Raw genomic sequence first — 19026 nt, 5'->3', positions numbered from 1 at the left:
AGAGGGGTTAAGGGTGGAGGATGCCCCTATTGAGTCAGGTCAGACCAAAGGGTGGCTTCACTGGGAACCACCACCGAGGGATTGGGCGAGTTTGAGAGAGACTCCAGTTGAAAAATGGGAATCGCCGCCACGGTGAAGGAGGCAATCAAAACCCCAACGACAATTTCATGAATGTTCTCAGACCTGGCGTTGGAGTGGGTGTTTCCTGGCCGGCTTGGGCGATCGCGGTTCTGGGCATTCATCAGCAACTCCTTAACAAGCTTCAGCCATCCCCATGATTCCTGGGTTGGGTCTGGCCGAGGTTTCCTAGGTTCATTTTAGGAAGTTTGCTGGAGAAATCCCAAAAAGTGTAACTAAATTAACAGAATATAACCAGACGTCATGCAGGCAGCAACGATATTTTTTCAATTTGAGGCGGACTTTGTGGAGTCCCTACGCTGTATCCCCATGCAAGTTCGCTATAAACTCGATACTTGTGGCGTCAAGCTCAAACTACACCACTGGCATCAGTTAGACAGCGACGAACGACAGGGCCTCGTAGAGATGCCCTGTGAGACAACCCAGGAGATTGCCGACTATCGACGACAACTCCGCCAGTGGGTGCGCGATCGCAGCGGGGAGACTCCCAAAGACCTCGCCCTGGACCCTGATCCTCCTTGGCTGGGAGATCAGGTTCCAGAAACGGTGCGGGAGAAGGGGCGATCGCTCGATCTTGAGATCAGCGATCACCAATGGGCGACCCTCTCTCCCCTTCAGCGGTTCGCACTCATCAAACTCAGTCGCCCCAGTCACGAAAACCGTAATTTTTACCCCGCACTCCAAGAGTTCGGGCTATTGTGAGGAGTTCAACAGCATGACCCATTCCATCTCAACCGCCATCGGCCCCATGGGGGGATTAACCCTTCTCCTAGGAAGCGCCCTCCCCCTAAACAGCGCCCCCAATCCCGCCTCGCAACCGCAGCAGTTAGCCCAAGTCACCTCCGTTTCCCAGTTATCGGACGTACAACCCACCGATTGGGCCTTCCAGGCCCTGCAATCCCTCGTCGAACGCTATGGCTGTATTGCCGGTTATCCCGACGGCACCTTTCGTGGCAACAATTTCATGACGCGCTACGAGTTCGCCGCAGGCTTAAACGCCTGTTTGGATCAGATTGTGGCCCTAGTCGACGGCGGTGATGCCATTGATAGTGGAGATTTGTTAACGATTCGCCGCCTCCAAGAAGAATTTGCCGCCGAATTGGTCACCTTACGGGGACGGACCGATCGCCTCGAAGCCCGAACCAGCGAACTCGAAGCCAATCAATTCTCCACCACCACCATTCTGCAAGGGGAAGTAGCCTTTGTGCTGGCCGATGCTTGGGGTGGCGATGGCATCTCTAGCAATAGCAACGATGCCCAAACCATCTTCGCCAATCGGGGGCGACTCAACCTCGTCACCAGTTTCACCGGCCGTGATCGCCTCCATACCCGTCTACAATTCGGCAATCTGGGCAATAGCTTCGCCGACCAAATCAACACCAACGAAGGCCGGTTTGCCTTTGATGGTGACACGGACAACAGCCTGGACTTAAACCGCTTGCACTATGTCTTCCCCGCCACGGACAATCTGCAAGTGACTGTCATGGCCAACGCCGGAGGACATCAGTTCTATAACGACACCTTCAACCCGGGCCTCGAAGCCGGCGGTGGGGCAACTGGGGCCTTATCTCGCTTTGGGGAACGCAACCCCATTTATCGCAGTGGCCTCGGCGGTGTTGGGGTTGGCTTTCGGCAACGCTTGGGTGACAGTCTCGAACTCTCTCTCGGCTATTTAGCCCGAGGGGCCAACAATCCCAGTGAGGGGGCCGGCCTATTTAACGGTAACTATTCTGCCCTGGGCCAGTTAGTGGTGGAACCGAGCGATCGCCTCAAGTTTGGCCTGACCTACATTCATGCCTATGATGTCTCCCAAGGGCGGCGTTTTGGCTTTGGCGGAACCGGAACCCAACTCAGCAACCTCTCCCCCGCTGCCTTGGCCGCCAGTTCCAACCTCTCCCAAGACCAACTAGCGACCCCCGTCTCTAGTAATCACTATGGGGTTCAGTTCCTCTGGGATCTCTCTCCTCAATTCCGGGTGGGGGCTTGGGGAGGCTTCACCAACGCCCGTCTGATTGGCTTAGGGGATGCGGAAATCTGGAACTATGCCCTCACCCTCACCTTCCCCGATTTACTGCTACCGGGTAACTTTGGGGCCTTGATTGTGGGATCAGAACCCTATCTGGGGGGAATTGATATTCCCGGAACGCAAAACTTCGAGAATGAGACCCCCTTCCACATCGAAGGCCTCTATAAGGTGCAAGTCTCGGAAAATATCTCCATCACACCCGGGTTTATCTGGTTGCTGAATCCCAACCAAGATGCGGACAACGATGGCGCATTTATCGGCACTCTGCGCACCACCTTCTCCTTCTAATCCCTGAGACTCAGGCCCGGCTTATGGTGACTTGTCTTATCCTGCCGTATCAAGGCTTACTTTTTACAAGGTTCCTGCCTCTGTAGAGTGGATAGGTCAGATTCATCAACGAGTCGAATGCGATTAGAACAGGTGGAAGCCTTTTTAGCCGTTGTGGAGACGGGCAGTTTTCAAAAAGCTGCCCGTTTGTGTCGGGTGACCCAATCCACCGTGAGTCGTCAGGTACAGGCTTTGGAAACGGAGTTGGGGCTTCCCTTGTTACACCGCCAGGCCAAAGCCAGCCTCACCGTGGCCGGCGATCGCTTTTTTCCCCATGCCAATCGTATCTGTCGGGAGTGGCGCAGTGCAGTCACCGAGATTCGGGAATTGGCGGAGGGGAAACAGACCGAGTTATGTGTAGCGGCCATTCATTCAACCTGCGCCCAATTTTTGCCCCCAGTTTTGCAACAGTTCTGTTCCCGTCGCCCCCAGGTGCAGTTACGGGTGACCTCCTTAGGGAGCGATCGCGCCCTGAAGGTGTTACGGGATGGCTTGGTGGATGTGGCCATTGTCATGAACAATCCCCGTCTGACGATGAGTTCCGAGATGGTGGTGCGATCGCTCTATACTGAAACGGTGGAAGTCCTGATGGCAGCGGGACATCCCCTGACTGAGTATGCGGAGATTCCTTGGGCGGCGTTGACCAATTATCCTCATGTGGTCTTCAAAGACGGGTATGGAATGCAACGCTTGGTGCAAAATGCCTTTGCCCAGTTAGGAGAACAGTTCTATCCGGCCTTAGAACTCAACACCCTAGATGCCTTTCGTGGCATGGTTCGCCAAGGGAAAATGATCTCGATCTTACCCAAATCCGCCCTCTTAGATGCCGATGCGACTCTAGCGGTGCGCCCCATTGCCTACGATCCCCGGTTTAATTCCTTGGAACGGGAAGTGGTAGCCGTCACGACTCAGGATCGCCTAGAGATTCCCCCCATCGCGGAGTTCTTCAATCTCGTCTGTGAGAAAGTACCCCCTCTGGTGGTCAAGATGTTTGGCGACCCTCCAGCCTCAGACTCTCCGAGAATTGTTCCATCGGAAGCAGACTCGTTATAATTAAGGTGGTTTCGACAAGAAGCTGAAGGATGAGACCCAATTGACTGGTTTCATTTTGCCTGTGTTAGCGATATCAACTAAAATTCAGGACATTTTTATGGAAGATCGTACAGAATATCAAGGGAAGATGGAAACGCAGCTTCAGGAATGGGGTGCTAAAATTGACGAACTCCAGGCCCGGGCTGAAAAAACCGGTGGAGATGTCAAAGATGATTTAAATCAGCGCATTGATGGCCTCAAAGCAAAACGGGATGACATGCAAAAACGTCTTTCCGATTTGAAATCTGCCAGTGATGGTGCTTGGTCTAGCTTGAAGAGTGGCTTTCAAAATGCCTGGGATGAGTTTAGCAGCTCCGTGGAAGAAGCAAAATCCAAATTTGATTAGCCCTAGGGTGATCTAGGAATTTCAATAGACCTATAAAAAACTCCGTTTTACGAGTTGTTTGTGTTGCAATCAATTCGCCAAAAACGGGGTTTTTTGTGGTAAATTATGATGGATTGGGGTGACCTATGAATGGGGGCAGGGAAGGGTGAACGATTTACGATGAACCGTGACGGGGTCATTCAGAAATTGCATGAGTTGTCAGCACCCGTAGAATACTAGGATTGATTTTAAGTCCGTCTCCCTGAAACAATAACCCTGTAGCAGTCGCTCGATGAATCAAGACAGAGACAACAAGGGAGAGTGAGCGCCTCTAGCAACGTTTACCTGTCAACTGCTATGGGTATTTCTGCCCCCCCCTAGATGGCACTCGTGACCATGAGTTATAAATTTCGTCCCTTCATTCAAGCCGTTGGTAGCGGCCCCCACACCGGAAAAAATCTGAGTCGAGAAGACGCCGCCCAAGCCATGGCGATGATGTTGAGTTCAGAAGCCACGCCTGCCCAAATTGGGGCGTTTTTGATTGCCCATCGCATTCAACGGCCACGCGGTGAGGAACTCGCAGGGTTTTTGGATGCCTGCGATCGCCATGCCAAGAAACTCCCCGCCATTGACAGATTAGTAACGGTGTTAGGCTGTCCCTACGATGGGCGATCGCGCACGGCCCCCGTTACCATCATCACGGCCCTGGGCCTAGCCGTAGAAGGAGTCCCCTGTCTGACTCACGGAAGTGGCCGGATGCCCACCAAATATGGGGTTCCCCTGATTGACATTTGGCAAGGATTAGGAGTCGATTGGACAAAACTAGAACGCGATCGCCTCTCAACCCTTCTGGGCCATCATGACATTAGTTTTTACTATCAACCCAACTTCTTCCCCGCCGCCGAACAACTCGTCACTTATCGCGATCAACTCGGCAAACGTCCCCCCGTTGCCACTATGGAACTGATGTGGACTCCCTATGAGGGGAACGTCCATCTCGTCTGTGGTTTCGTCCATCCCCCCACCGAAGGCCTGTTTCAAACCGCCCTCAACTTACGCCAACAGACCTGTTTTACCACCGTCAAGGGCCTAGAAGGCAGTTGTGACTTGCCCCGCAGTCGCCCCGCGATTATTGGTCAATTTGGACAACCCGGCGAGGACAACAGCAACCCCACCTGGGAACGACTCCATCTACATCCCATTGAATATGACTTGGGGGGAAGCGATGCACCCCTGGAATCAGAAAGCGAGTATATCGAGATGTTGCAACGTACTCTCGCTGGAGACAATACTCCCATCACACCGGCCGCCATCTGGAATTTAGGCTTTTATCTCTGGCGTTGTGGTGTCTGCGACGGGTTACAGCAAGGGTTGACGCAGGCTGAACAGAACCTGAGTCAAGGGCGATTGATGAGGAAAGTTCAGGAGTTGCGCGATCATGTCAGTTAACGTTAAAGCCGTGATTTTAGCCGGGGGCCAGAGTCGCCGCATGGGCCAAGATAAGTCTCTGGTGTTGTGGGAGGGAGTCCCCTTGTTGCGGCGGGTGTATGATGTCGCGGCCGCTGTAGTGGGAGATGTAGCTGTGATGACCCCTTGGGGCGATCGCTATCAAGAGATTCTCCCCGCTAATTTTGAAGGATTAGCCGATGAACAGCCAGGAGAAGGGCCCTTGGTGGCCCTGCAACAGGTTTTGCGGGAGTCTAACCCCGCTGACGTGGATTGGATTTGGCTGTTAGGCTGTGATTTACCCTGTCTGAATGGGGCAATTTTGCAGGGCTGGGTGGACAAGTTAGAAAACCATTCTTCTGACCAGTTAGTGGCTGTTCCCCATTCTCAAGCCGGCTGGGAACCCCTCTGTGGATTCTATCGCCCCCAGGTGTTGCCTCAGTTGCAAGAGTTTATTACCCAGGGAGGGCGATCGTTCCAAAATTGGCTGGATCAGGTTCCCCATGTGCAAATCTCGTTAGGCCAGGCAGAGGCGGCGATGCTTTATAACTGTAATTATTTGGAAGAAGGCAGTAGGCAGTAGGCAGTAGGGGGAAGAAGGCAAGAGGCAAAAGGCAAAAGGCAAAAGGCAAAAGGGGGGAGGAGGGTAATAGGCAGTTATGCCGGGAGAGGGCGAACAGCACCTCGGCTATCGCTCGGCGAACACCGTTCGCCCCTACGTCTTTCTCTGTGTCCTCTGTGACTCTGTGGTTCTCCCCTTGCCCCTTGCCATCCCCTCCTGGGAGGGGTAGGGGTAGGTTATGCCCCTTGCCTCCTAATGCTATCATCGCCTCAAGAGAGTCCTTGTGGCTAAAACTCCCCTATGAAATTCCGAACGGCGCGTCAACAGCGTATTCGTCGCTATCGTCGTTATCTGGCGATCGCCATGTTGATCTGCATTCCTGTGGGAATTGGGACGAAGTTCTATAGCGGCATCTTGGAAACCTGGGTTCAGGATTCAGCCGGGGGGATGATCTATGTCATGTTTGGGATGTTTCTCCTGGGATTTATATTCCCAGAACTTGCAGCCGGGGCGATCGCCATCATCGTATTTCTCCTCACCAGTCTGATTGAGTTCTCGCAACTCTCGCAACATCCCATCCTAGAAGCCATCCGTACCACCTTCATCGGCCGCCTCCTCATCGGCACCACCTTCGACCTCTGGGATTTCCTGCACTACGGTATCGGTTGTATGATCGGTTGGTTCCTCCTGCTGCACCACCTTCGACCTCTGGGATTTCCTGCACTACGGTATCGGTTGTATGATCGGTTGGTTCCTCCTGCATCAGTTGCAACGGAAAGTCCTCACCCCAAAGTCTTATCATCGTTTTTAACCCTCGTTTTTAGCCGTTTCTTCAGTTGCAACGGAAAGTCCTCACCCCAAAGTCTTATCATCGTTTTTAACCCTCGTTTTTAGCCGTTTCATCCCCAGATTGCTACCATTATGCGCGTTTTCCTCCAGCATCTTGCCCATGTCCTTGCCGCCACCCCCAAAGGCTGTTCAGACCAATCTCTGAATCGTGCTTGTACCGGGATTTCCACCGATACGCGCAGCGTGAATCCTGGGAATTTGTTTATTGCCTTGCCGGGGGAACGGTTTGATGGTCATGATTTTGTCTATACGGCCCGGGAACGGGGGGCGATCGCCGTCTTGGTTCACCATCCTCTCGATGATGAGACGCTGCCGCAACTGGTCGTTCCCGATACGCTGGCAGCCTATCAACGGTTGGGCCGCTGGTGGCGGGATACTCATGCCGTTCCGGTGATTGGGGTGACGGGTTCGGTGGGGAAAACCACCACCAAGGAACTGATTGCGGCGGTGTTAGGGATTCATGGCAATGTCCTGAAAACTCAAGACAACTTCAATAATGAAATTGGTGTTCCCAAAACCCTGTTGCAATTGAATGAGAATCACACCTATGCCGTGGTAGAAATGGCCATGCGGGGAAAGGGGCAAATTGCCGAACTGACCCATATTGCCCGCCCAGATATTGGGGTAATTACCAATGTGGGAACAGCCCATATTGGTTTGTTGGGATCGCGAGAGGCGATCGCCCAGGCCAAATGCGAACTCTTGGCGGAAATGCCCCAAACCGGCTGTGCGGTTCTCAATGCCGATGATACGTTGTTAATCGAGACGGCGGCCCAGGTTTGGTCTGGGAAAACCGTCACCTTTGGCTTAACCGCCGGGGACTTACAGGGCAAACTGATTGATTCCCAAACCCTGGAATTAGAGGGAATCTCCTATCCTCTCCCCCTTCCCGGCCGACATAACGCCCTCAATTATCTGGCGGCGATCGCCGTGGCCCGCCTCCTCAACCTCAACACCAACCGCCTCAACCACGGCTTAGCCGTAAATATTCCCAATGGCCGGGCCCAGAAACATCTCCTCCCTGGGGATGTGGTGTTTCTCGATGAAACCTATAACGCCGGACTCGAATCGATGTTGGCTTCTTTAGACTTATTAGCAGAGAGTCCGGGCCAACGTCGCATTGCCGTGTTAGGAACCATGAAGGAGTTAGGGGAACAATCCCTGGACTTTCACCGACAGGTGGGGGAACGGGTGAAGCAACTGAATTTAGATGCCTTGTTTGTCCTCGCCGAACTCCCAGAAGCCAAAGCCATGGCAGATGGGGCCTATGGAATCTCCTTTGTGGATATCGAAAACTTGGAGAGTCCCCAGGCCCATGATGCCCTAGCCTCACGCCTGCGGGAGTTCTTGCAAGAGGGCGATCGCGTCTTGTTCAAAGCCTCCCATTCCGTCGCCCTCGATCGCATTATCCAACGCCTGAAAGCCTAGGCTGATGGTCTCCCAACGCCTGGCCTCCATCCAGCCCATATCCTATTAAACGAGACCGTGACCTCTGTGAATCGCCTAAACCCACTCCTCAACTGGGGATTACGCCTAACAACTCTCTCCTGTCTCGCCGGTGGTGTCCTGGCGGCGGAGATATCCCCCCCTCAGAAACAGCAATCTATCCCCTCTGCCGAGGCCCAAGTCCCCGAGAGGTTCGCCCAATGGTGTCAGCAGCGCGATCGCCTTCGGGAGACAACGCAACGGACCATTGAGGTGATGTTACGTCGCGCCGATCGCCAGGACTGTCTCGAAGCCGAAACGCGCCTGAATGAGATTGAAGATCTCAATCTTAGCGCCCACTCCCTCAGTGACTTACGCCCTCTCGCCTCGCTGACTCATCTGACGCGCCTCGATTTGAGTGTCAATGAGATTGAGGACATCTCCCCCCTGGAAAATCTGACCCAATTGGAAGAAGTCTTACTGAGTCTCAACCAGATTGAGGATATCTCGGCCCTGGAACCCTTGGTGAATCTGCGTCTTCTCAACCTCGATCGCAATCAAATTGAGGATATTTCACCCCTGAAGTCCTTAGAAAAATTGCGGGTGTTGTTCCTCAATGAGAACCAAATTGAGGATATTTCTGCCCTTAATTCTTTGCGGGAATTACGATTTTTATTTCTCAATGACAATAACATTGAGGACATTTCCTCCCTCAACTCCTTAGTCAATCTGCAAACCTTATCCCTCAATCAGAACCAAATTGAGGATATTTCTCCCCTGCTGCCCCTCGTTGAGATGTATGAATTGCATCTCGATGACAATGAAATTGCTGACCTCAATGGCTTGCAAGGGATGACGGGTTTAAATGAGTTGTATCTCAGTGGCAATCAAATCATCAATATCGAGCCATTATCCGCCTTGGATGCCTTGACAGAATTGTATATTCGTGATAACAAAATAAGCGACATTAGCCCTCTCCCCGACTTAGCCAGTCTCAACTGGGCCGACTTTGAGGGAAACGAGATTTTAGACATTTCGCCGTTGGGGGAGATGACGACCTTAGTCCGGGTCATTTTGCGAGACAACCCCGTGACCCCCTCCACCTGTCCCGTGGCACCTTCTATTTGTCAATTTGAATCCGACGTGTAAGACCTTTTTTGGACGGTAGGGGCGTACCTTTGTGGTCGCCCTCCCTAGATGACGTTGCCCTCATCGGGGTAAACTGATTGACTGTTAAGGATTAACGATTCGCTGATAATGCCTACCTTTCTCCTCGAAGTCGGGACCGAAGAACTCCCCGCCAGTTTTGTCGACGGGGCGATCGCCCAATGGCGCGATCGCATCCCCACCTCTCTCACGGAGGCGTTCATCGAACCTGCGGCGGTGGAGATTTATGGAACCCCGCGCCGTTTAGCGGTTCTGCTGCATAACCTCCCCAGTCAACAACCCGATCGCAGCGAAGACATCAAGGGGCCACCAGTCCGGGCCGCCTACAAGGATGGACAACCCACCAAAGCCGCCGAGGGATTCGCCCGCAAACAAGAGGTATCCTTAGAGGACTTAGAAATCCGGGATACGGAGAAAGGAGAATTTGTCTTTGTCCGCAAACAGATTTCCGGCCGGCCCACGGCGGAGATTCTCACGGAACTGATCCCCCAATGGATCTTCAAACTCGAAGGAAAACGGTTCATGCGTTGGGGCGATGGCGACGTGCGGTTTCCCCGTCCCATTCGTTGGCTAGTGGCCCTACTGGATGATACGGTGTTGCCGCTAACCATTACCAGTGGTTCGGATGTTGTCACGAGCGATCGCCACTCCGCCGGCCATCGCGTTCTCCATCCCGATCCCGTCTCCATTAACAACGCCAGCGACTACCTAGACAGCTTACGGAACGCCTCTATAGAAGTCACCCCCCAACGCCGTCGCGAAACCATCATCGAGGGGATTCACCGCTGCGCCGCCGAAGTAGGGGGAACCGCTGATATCCCCGAAGACCTACTCGCCGAAGTAGTGCAATTGGTGGAATATCCCACCGCCGTCCTAGGCAAATTTGACGATGATTTCCTAATTTTGCCCCCGGAAGTCATCACCACAGTCATGGTATCTCATCAACGCTATTTCCCCGTTCTCAACACCGAGAACCTGCAAGAACTCCTGCCTTATTTTATCACTATTTCTAACGGTGACCCAGCAAAATCCGACCTGATTGCGGCTGGAAATGAACGGGTCATTCGGGCTAGACTTGCAGATGGAGAGTTTTTCTATAAAGCTGATTCTGAGCAGCCCCTAGAAACCCTGGTTCCTCAGTTGGAAAGTATCACCTTCCAAGAAGATTTAGGAACCGTTAAAGATAAAGTGGATCGCTTCACGGCGGTGGCGAAGCAGCTCAGTCAAGCCCTCAACTTGAGTGAATCGGAACAGGCTAAGATTGAGCGGGCTTGCTATCTCTGTAAAGCGGATTTAGTCAGTCAAATGGTCTATGAGTTCCCAGAACTGCAAGGGGTGATGGGTGAGAAATACGCCCGCGTCAGTGGGGAAGATGAAGCCGTTTGTCGGGCAATTTTTGAGCATTACTTACCTCGGGGTGCAGAGGATAGTTTACCCCAGACCTTAACCGGGCAACTTGTCGGATTGAGCGATCGCCTCGATACCCTAGTTAGCATTTTTGGCTTAGGGTTATTACCCAGTGGGTCCTCTGATCCCTTCGCCCTGCGTCGCGCCGCCAATGCGGTGGTAAGCATCATCTGGGCGGCGGAGTTAGAACTCAATCTCAATCAGTTCTTACAACAGGGCGTTGAGACCTTCAAAACCGCCCATCCCCAAGCCTCGCCCGAGTTACTCCAACAGTTGCAAGAGTTCTTCCTGCAACGGTTACAAACCCTCCTGCAAGATGACCGAGGCATTGACTATGACCTCGTGAATGGGGTATTAGGAGACGATGACCCGGATTATGCAGAACGGGCCTTAGCGGATGTTTTGGATACCCGCGATCGCGCCGAATTTCTGCAAAAAATCCGTCAAGACGGAACCCTAGACATCATTTATGAAATTGTCAATCGCTCAGCACGGTTAGCCAAAAAAGGAACATTATCGACCCAAGACTTGAACCCCGAAACTGTCGTTAAACCCGAATTATTTGAATCCCCAGCCGAACAGGGATTTTATGATGCCTTACTGGGGCTATTACCACGCACCGAAGCCGCCCAACAGGAGCGTAATTATAGCCAACTGATTGAGGGGTTAGTGGAGATTGCGCCCACCGTGCGGGAGTTCTTTGACGGAGAGAATAGTGTGTTAGTGATGGCCGAGGATGAGGCCGTGAAAGCCAACCGTCTCAACCTCCTAGGGTTATTACGCAACCACGCCCGTGTCTTAGCCGACTTCGGGGCGATCGTCAAAAACGGCTAACCCACCCCCACCACTCAGAAACCGAGTTTCTAGCCCCATCCCTAACCCACCCCACCACTCAGAAACCGAGTTTCTCCAAGAAACCCGGTTTCTAGCCCCATCCCTAAACCACCCCACCACTCAGAAACCGAGTTTCTCCAAGAAACCCGGTTTCTAGCCCCATCCCTAACCCCAAAAACCCCCCTGTCAGTGATCCCCATCACAGCCAACCCAGACAAACATCAACTGTGCCACTGTTTTAAAGTGGCATACTAGAGCCATTAAGGGTGTAATCAGGGTCAACACACATGATATCGACATTAGTTGAATCCGCATTTGAAACAGGGTGCTTAAGCGTCGCGTCAGAAGGACTCATCTACCAAGTCCTAACCCACCGCGCCTATGGCCCCACAGATTTAGACGCATTGCAACGTCTCCAGTCCGCAGTAGAACGGGGAAAAATCCAACGAGAAGCCTCCCGCCAATTCACGGTACTATCAAACCTGATGGTTGCCGCATAGAATTATCAGAGTCCCTTGTCCGAGAACCCCTCCAACCCACCCGTTGAACCGACTATCCAACACAGTCGCCTCATCGCCGCCTCCCCCATCTACTACGGTTGGCTAATTCTCCTCGCCGGAAGTTTGGGGATGCTAATGACCATTCCCGGTCAAACCGTCGGCGTATCCGTATTTCTCGACAAAATTATCCTCGATCTCGACCTATCGCGATCGCTCGTCTCATTTCTCTACCTCCTCGGAACCGTCAGCGGTTCCTTTTTTCTGCCCGGAGTCGGACGCTTCATCGACCGTGCGGGCCCCCGCAAAGCCGTCATCGTCATCGCCAGTCTCTTCGCCCTAGCCTGCGTTTACATGGGGCTAGTGGGCAACATCATCATGTTGGCCTTCGGCTTCATCGCCATCCGCAGCTTAGGACAAGGGGCCTTAGCCCTCGTTAGCCTCAACGTCATCAACCTGTGGTTCGTCCGTCGCCGAGGCTTCGCCCTCAGCATCTCAGGAATTGGCCTAGCCCTGGGAATTGGCGTATTTCCCCTCATCATCGAACGCCTAATCAATCAACTCGGCTGGCGACTCGCCTACGCCAGCTTAGGGGCAGTCGTCGCCCTGACCATCCTACCCCTGGGGGCGCTCCTCTACCGCGACCAACCCGAACGCTACGGCCTACAACCCGACGGAAAGCATCACGGAGAAAACACCGTCGCCCTCAGCGAAGTCAACTATACCCTGCCCGCCGCCCGCCGCACCCTCACCTTTTGGATTTTCACCGCCGGGAGTATCTGCGTCGCCATGTTAATCACCGGCCTAATCTTCCACCACTACTCGATTATGGCCAGTGCAGGGATTGAACGGTCTGTGGCGGCCATGGTCTTTGTCCCCTTCGGAGTCGTAACCGCCCTGGCCAACCTAGTCACAGGCCTATTACTCGATCGCATCTCACCGCGATTTCTCATGGCCACCATGTTGCTGCTACTCTGTAGTGCCTTATTCCTCGCCGTGCGCGTCACCACCGCCGAAGGAATGCTACTCTACGGCGGGCTATTGGGCTTAATGGAGGGCATGAACGGAGTCTTGAAGTCGGGGGTTTACGCCTACTACTTTGGGCGCTCTCACCTCGGCAGTATCACCGGCTTTGCCACCACCCTAGCCGTCATCGGCACCGCCACCGGACCCGTCTCCTTCGCCCTAGGGTTAGACCACTTCGGCAGTTACGGACCCGTCTTAGCCTTAACGGCGTTACCCCCCTTCCTGGTAGCAGTCATCCTACTCCTGACCCCCTCCCGGCTGTTGGAAACCTCCCCGTAACCCCAACCCAGCCCAGACCGAAACCGCCAATTTCCAGGCATCCCAGCCCTTGTGCCTAAAATACCGTCTCCCCAGCGTTAATGAACTAGACGCGACCCACACTCCTGTCCGGGTTAATTCAGCAAACCCACGAAGGAATCAACAGGTGGAAGAAGGCGACCCATTCTGAGGAAGAACCCACCCCTAACCCCTCCCAGAAGGGGAGAACCTCCCTACTGCCTACTGCCTACTGCCTACTGCCTATTGCCTTCTTCCCCCCTATTCCCTGTTCCCTGTTCCCTGTTCCCTGTTCCCTACTCCCCATTCCCATCATGCAATGTAACCCACGTCCCCAACTCCAAACCGTCAAACCCCTTAACCTTTCCCTGAACAATCCAGAAGCCTGGAACATTCTCAACCACTTCATTCGCACCTATCAAGATGGAGGCGACGAGGCCCTGTGGCAGCAGATGGCCGCCCAACCCCAATGGTTGAACGGGCAACTGATAGAGGTTATTGAGGGGTCGAAGGATAATCCACCCTGGCCACAGGACGACTATGGCCAAACCCTTTATCATTTGGGCAACGCCTACCAACGCCAAGCCCAATTAGGGGAGTCCCCCTCCCAGCATCGAGGCTGGGCGGCCATCTGTTACCGAATCGCCCTAGAGATATTTCGTCCCCAACAGGTCCCTGGGGACTGTCTCAACATGGCCTTAGCCTTAGGAGATTTGGGATTTGAGCAGGGGGATTGGCAGATGGCGTTAGATGGCTATTACCTGGGGATAGCGGCTATTAACCACCAACGTACTCAGCCTCTCAACCTGAGAGCGGCCCAAGATTTACTGGCGAAGTCTCTCCACATCCACAACCAGGCGATTCAAGCGGCCCTGAACCTCTAGGGTCGGATGGCTCAAACATCAGAGACCGGGTGTCTTGAAGACACTCGGTCTCTCAGGCAAGTCTCTCAGGCAAGTCTCTCAAGCTCTCTCAAGCTCTCTCAAGCACATCAGAAGTCTGTCAAAAAAAAGTTTTCCAAGTTTGCATAAAAACCTCCCTCCCCAGCGTTAAGACGATAGAACGCCACCCAGGAGGGACGCTGATGACCATCCAAATCGAGCAAATTGCCCAGTTTCTCGACCATCGAGACTGGCGTTATGACCTGCAAGCCGACAAGAACCGCATCATAACCGCCGTGAACTCCGATGTGGTCGAGCAATTTGTGATTGTGATTGCCGTGCAGGAGGAGGGGAAGTATCTCAGCCTCTTTGCCCCACAACTGCTTTATCTCAAAGACCATCATTATAAAGGTGTTGCCTTTCAGACCATGTTAGCCATGGCCTGGGAGGTGACGTTATTGCGCTGGGAATATGACCCCAGTGATGGAGAAGTGCGCAGCAGTACCGGAATTGCCGTGGAAGATGGTCGGGTGACCGAGAAACAGTTTAATCGTCTCTTGTCGGGGTTGATTCAGTTGACCGAGGAGGGGATGACGCGGCTGAAGCAGGTGCTGGCCACGGGAGAGGACCCCGGACGAGTGGGGGTCGAGGCGCAGTTGCTGGCGGCGTTACGGGAGATGCTGCCGGAGGAACTCCTCGGAGAACTGGGGGCGCAATTGCAACAGTTGAGTGACCCAGAGACTTGACCAGAGACCGGGTGTCTCCTCCCCTCCTGGGAGGGGCTAGGGGTGGGTTCACAGTGTTCGGCCTGAGGACAACCACCCCGAAGACCCACCCCGCCCTACGGGCACCCCTCCCAGGAGGGGATTTGGAACCTCTCCCTTAGTTTATAACCCTTCATTGGCACCACAATCATGATGCAATTTCAACAACTTTGTCAGTTTCTAGAACAGCGAAACTGGGACTACCAGGCTGATGCTCAAACACAACAGCTTCAGGTACAGCGGCAGGGATTGACGGTTTTGATTTCCCTAGAGGAAGATGGCGAATTTGTCAAGATAATTCTGCCGCAACTGTTGACCCTCCCCTCAGACCATCCCCACTACGAAGCCGCGTTGGAATGCTTACTGCATCTAGGATGGCAACAGGATAAACTGGTGCGTTGGCAACGAGACCCAGAGGATGGGGAAGTACGCTTAGAAGCGGATTTGACCCTGGACGATGTGGAACTCAGTTCACGGCAGTTTTGGCGCACCTTGCAGGGATGCTTGCAGATTGCCCAACAGGGACGGGAACAGGTGCAACGGGTGTTGCAAACCGGGACTGTCGCCCCTAAGACTGACGCACTGCCACTTCTGCGTATTTTACTGCAAGCCGAAATGAGCGGGGGTGCTGAGGCGGTGTATGGGGAATTGGATCAACGGGGAGGAGGAGTTGACCCCAACTTAGCCGAGGCTGCCCAACAATTTCTTCGGCAGGCGGCGGAATCAGCCGATCAAGAGAGGCTGGATGGCTTGGTGGGGGTGATTGAAAATCTCGCTATTAGTCTGCAAAATTATCCCCGAGGTCGTCGAGAGCAGAATGTCGCCATGGCGATTCTACTCTATGAAATTGTCCTGGACGCCCGACCTTATGATCGCCTTCCCGACAAATGGGCGCAAACCCAAAATAACCTGGGGAATGCCTACTCGGACTTGCCCACGGGCGATCGCGCCGAGAACCTGCAACAAGCCATCGGCTGCTATACCAACGCCCTGCGCTTCCGGACTCCCGAGACGACACCCTTAGATTGGGCAATGACCCAAAATAACCTGGGGACTGCCTACTCGGACTTGCCCACGGGCGATCGCGCCGAGAACCTGCAACAAGCCATCGGCTGCTATACCAACGCCCTGCGCTTCTTGACTCCCGAGAGCGCACCCTTACAATGGGCGATGACCCAAAATAACCTGGGTTTAGCCTACTGGCAACTGCCCAGGGGCGATCGCGCCGAGAACCTGCAACAGGCCATCGGCTGCTATACCAACGCCCTGCGCTTCTGGACTCCCAAGAGCGCACCCTTAGAATGGGCAACGACCCAAAATAACCTGGGGGCTGCCTACTCGGACTTGCCCACGGGCGATCGCGCCGAGAACCTGCAACAAGCCATCGGCTGCTATACCAACGCCCTGCGCTTCCGGACTCCCGAGCGCGCACCCTTACAATGGGCAACCACCCAAAATAACCTGGGGAATGCCTATAAGAACTTGCCCACGGGCGATCGCGCGGGGAACCTGGAACAGGCCATCGGCTGCTATACCAACGCCCTGCGCTTCTGGACTCCCAAGAGCGCACCCTTAGAATGGGCAACGACCCAAAATAACCTGGGGAATGCCTACAAGAATTTGCCCACGGGCGATCGCGCGGGGAACCTGCAACAGGCCATCGCGTGCTATCACGACGCCCTCACCGTCTGGACCCGCGAGACGGCACCCTTACAATGGGCAACGACCCAAAATAACCTGGGGAATGCCTACAAGAATTTGCCCACGGGCGATCGCGCGGGGAACCTGCAACAGGCCATCGCGTGCTATCACGACGCCCTCACCGTCTGGACCCGCGAGACGGCACCCTTACAATGGGCAACGACCCAAAATAACCTGGGGAATGCCTACAAGAATTTGCCCACGGGCGATCGCGCGGGGAACCTGCAACAGGCCATCGCGTGCTATCACGACGCCCTCACCGTCTGGACCCGCGAGACGGCACCCTTACAATGGGCAACGACCCAAAATAACCTGGGGAATGCCTACAAGAATTTGCCCACGGGCGATCGCGCGGGGAACCTGCAACAGGCCATCGCGTGCTATCACGACGCCCTCAGCGTCAGAACGCCGCAACTGTTCCCCCTAGATTGCCTACAAACCGCGCGCAACTGGGGCAACTTGGAATTTGGGGAAGGAAACTGGCAACAGGCGTTAACTCAATACCAAACTGCCATCGAAGCCATTGAACAATCGCGCCGTTTTGCCCTCAGTGAAGAGCGTCGCCAGCAGATTGTGCAGAAATCTATCTACGTCTACGAAAACGCCATCCAAGCGGCCATCAATCTCCAGGACTTCAGCAGCGCCCTGGAAATTGTCGAACGAGTCCGGGCCAAGCGTTTAGTGGATTTGATGGCTACCGCAGACCTCTACCAGAAGGGGGAGATTCCCGCAGCGGTTCAGGACTGGCTGCACCAACTGGACCAACTGGACCAAGAAATTGCTCAACGTCGTCAGAACGTCGCCACCACCTCCACGGAGACTCCAGAAGAGCCATCGTCCCCGGACGGCCAGCCCAAAAAGCGGCTCTCCCGTCAAGTCCGTGCAGCAATGACCGCCGCCCAGGAGATTCAGGAACTCGAACAGCAAAAACAGGCCATTCTCGACCAACTCAGTAACCTCGATGAGGTGGTGGCCACCTTACGAGAGGTACAGCCCCCCAAACTCCAGGAGTTTCAACCCCTCCTGTCTGAGAACACCGCCCTCGTCAGCTTCTATAGCACCGATGATGACACTCATCTGCTGATTCTCCGTTCAGGGGAGTCTCAGCCCCGTTGTTTCACCTGCCAGGGACAGGGCTACAAATCCCTACAACTCTGGCTACGGGAGACTTGGGCTGCCCTTTATCTCCTGGATAAAACCCAATGGCTTGCCAAAATGCCGGCCACTCTCGGGGAACTGGCGCAACGGCTGCACCTCAACGACCTCATCGAGGAACATCTCCAAGGAATTGAGGAACTGGTGTTGGTTCCCCATCTGTTTCTGCATCAAATCCCCTTCGCCGCCTTACCCCTGAAGCAGGGATATCTGGGGGACCGCTTCCGCCTCCGCTACGCCCCCAGTCTGCAAGTTCTCGGCTTCTGTCAGCGTCGGGAGTTGGTGAGTCAGCGCCAGTATGGAACGGTGGAAAATGCCACGGATGATTTACCCTTCAGTTCCTTTGAGGGGGCGACGGTGGCGCACTTGTTTGAGATTGAGTCGCAACGGCGGCTGATTGGGGCGCAGGCCAAGACGACGGCTTACCGCCACTTGTTGGAGGGGAGTAATTGCCTCGTCAGCAGTCACCACGCCCAAAGTCGCTGGGATAATCCCCTGGAGTCGGGGTTAAAACTCAGTGATGGCACGATTACGGTCAGTCAACTGTTTTCTCCGGCTTGGCGTTTTCCCGAGTTGGAGGAGGTCTATCTCTCCTGTTGTGAGACGGGGTTATTTCTGCCCAAGAGTACCTTGGATGAGCCGGTGGCGGTGAGTACGGGCTTTCTCTGTGCCGGGGCGCGGGGGGTGATTGCCAGTCAATGGTCGATTTATGATTTGTCGGCGGCGTTGTTGTCGGGGTTGTATCACCAGCAACGTCATCGGGGCTTGTCTCGGGTGGTGGCGTTGCAGCGGGCGCAGCGATTGATGCGGGAGATGACGGGGGAGGAGTTTGAGGAACGCTATGCGGAGGAGTTACGAGAGCTGTTGGAGGCGGAATTAGACCGTTTGGAGGATTTGCCGGATTGTGACCCCAAATTCATCCAGAAATTGACGATGCGGGCGGGGGATGCGATGTCCTGGATTGATGAGTTGGTGAAGAAGGAGTATCCCTTTGAACATCCTGTGCATTGGGCGGGGTTGGGCTGTTATGGCTTGGGCTAAAGAAACTCATGTTGGGGCATCCTCTTGTGGGTTCCCTCTCCCGGCACAGGGCGATATCCTCATTTGATTGACTTGAATTTGACCCAT

Annotated in this window: 17 protein-coding genes; 16 read left to right on the top strand and 1 reads right to left on the bottom strand. The window is 54.3% G+C overall.

Features of this window, described 5'->3' with window-relative positions; genetic code table 11:
• Window positions 1–26: 26 nt before the first annotated feature.
• Complete coding sequence (locus tag L855_RS18225; protein ID WP_159790392.1) at window positions 27–242, bottom strand: hypothetical protein; 216 nt, start codon at window positions 240–242, stop codon at window positions 27–29.
• A gap of 139 nt (window positions 243–381) precedes the next feature.
• Between L855_RS18225 and L855_RS18220 the strand changes: the two genes are divergently transcribed.
• The 16 genes from L855_RS18220 to L855_RS18150 all read left to right on the top strand — a co-directional run bounded on the left by L855_RS18220 (window position 382) and on the right by L855_RS18150 (window position 18939).
• Window positions 382–840, top strand: a complete 459-nt coding sequence (locus L855_RS18220; protein WP_159790391.1) for a nitrate reductase associated protein — start codon at window positions 382–384, stop codon at window positions 838–840.
• 13 nt (window positions 841–853) lie between these two features.
• Window positions 854–2452, top strand: coding sequence for an iron uptake porin (locus tag L855_RS18215; protein ID WP_246199080.1), 1599 nt, complete (start codon window positions 854–856; stop codon window positions 2450–2452).
• A 117-nt stretch (window positions 2453–2569) separates the two neighbouring features.
• A complete protein-coding gene (locus tag L855_RS18210) occupies window positions 2570–3544 on the top strand; it encodes a LysR family transcriptional regulator (RefSeq protein WP_159790390.1) in 975 nt (324 codons plus the stop codon).
• A gap of 97 nt (window positions 3545–3641) precedes the next feature.
• The gene (locus L855_RS18205) at window positions 3642–3929 is read left to right on the top strand and encodes a sll1863 family stress response protein (RefSeq protein ID WP_159790389.1); all 288 of its coding nucleotides are present in this window, start codon (window positions 3642–3644) and stop codon (window positions 3927–3929) included.
• A gap of 360 nt (window positions 3930–4289) precedes the next feature.
• Window positions 4290–5357: an anthranilate phosphoribosyltransferase family protein gene (locus L855_RS18200; protein WP_246199078.1), complete on the top strand. Its 1068-nt coding sequence runs from the start codon at window positions 4290–4292 to the stop codon at window positions 5355–5357.
• Window positions 5347–5937: a molybdenum cofactor guanylyltransferase gene (locus L855_RS18195; RefSeq protein ID WP_159790388.1), complete on the top strand. Its 591-nt coding sequence runs from the start codon at window positions 5347–5349 to the stop codon at window positions 5935–5937. The genes L855_RS18200 and L855_RS18195 overlap by 11 nt, the downstream gene beginning before the upstream one ends.
• Before the next feature lie 76 nt (window positions 5938–6013).
• Complete coding sequence (locus L855_RS22320; protein ID WP_281349526.1) at window positions 6014–6145, top strand: hypothetical protein; 132 nt, start codon at window positions 6014–6016, stop codon at window positions 6143–6145.
• 71 nt (window positions 6146–6216) lie between these two features.
• Window positions 6217–6810 (top strand): ribosomal maturation YjgA family protein, encoded by a 594-nt coding sequence (locus tag L855_RS18190; RefSeq protein ID WP_159790387.1) that lies wholly within the window; start codon window positions 6217–6219, stop codon window positions 6808–6810.
• 27 nt (window positions 6811–6837) lie between these two features.
• Complete coding sequence (locus L855_RS18185) at window positions 6838–8193, top strand: UDP-N-acetylmuramoyl-tripeptide--D-alanyl-D-alanine ligase (protein ID WP_159790386.1); 1356 nt, start codon at window positions 6838–6840, stop codon at window positions 8191–8193.
• 57 nt (window positions 8194–8250) lie between these two features.
• Entirely contained in the window at window positions 8251–9339 is a 1089-nt protein-coding gene (locus tag L855_RS18180) for a leucine-rich repeat domain-containing protein (RefSeq protein ID WP_159790385.1), read from the top strand.
• Between the two features lie 108 nt (window positions 9340–9447).
• A complete protein-coding gene (gene glyS, locus L855_RS18175) occupies window positions 9448–11598 on the top strand; it encodes a glycine--tRNA ligase subunit beta (RefSeq protein ID WP_159790384.1) in 2151 nt (716 codons plus the stop codon).
• A 287-nt stretch (window positions 11599–11885) separates the two neighbouring features.
• Window positions 11886–12098 (top strand): hypothetical protein, encoded by a 213-nt coding sequence (locus L855_RS18170; RefSeq protein WP_159790383.1) that lies wholly within the window; start codon window positions 11886–11888, stop codon window positions 12096–12098.
• A gap of 15 nt (window positions 12099–12113) precedes the next feature.
• Window positions 12114–13400: an MFS transporter gene (locus L855_RS18165; RefSeq protein ID WP_159790382.1), complete on the top strand. Its 1287-nt coding sequence runs from the start codon at window positions 12114–12116 to the stop codon at window positions 13398–13400.
• A gap of 311 nt (window positions 13401–13711) precedes the next feature.
• Window positions 13712–14281 carry a hypothetical protein gene (locus tag L855_RS18160; protein WP_159790381.1) on the top strand — a complete coding sequence of 190 codons (570 nt, stop codon included), beginning with the start codon at window positions 13712–13714 and terminating at the stop codon, window positions 14279–14281.
• Window positions 14282–14481: 200 nt separating this feature from the next.
• Window positions 14482–15024 (top strand): type III secretion system chaperone family protein, encoded by a 543-nt coding sequence (locus L855_RS18155; RefSeq protein ID WP_159790380.1) that lies wholly within the window; start codon window positions 14482–14484, stop codon window positions 15022–15024.
• Window positions 15025–15192: 168 nt separating this feature from the next.
• Entirely contained in the window at window positions 15193–18939 is a 3747-nt protein-coding gene (locus L855_RS18150) for a CHAT domain-containing protein (RefSeq protein ID WP_159790379.1), read from the top strand.
• The last annotated feature ends 87 nt before the right edge of the window (window positions 18940–19026 follow it).

It is taken from the genome of Sodalinema gerasimenkoae IPPAS B-353, from assembly GCF_009846485.1.
Taxonomy (GTDB): domain Bacteria; phylum Cyanobacteriota; class Cyanobacteriia; order Cyanobacteriales; family Geitlerinemataceae; genus Sodalinema; species Sodalinema gerasimenkoae.
Note: the sequence above shows the minus strand (reverse complement) of the source record. Positions and strands in the feature narration are given on the sequence as shown.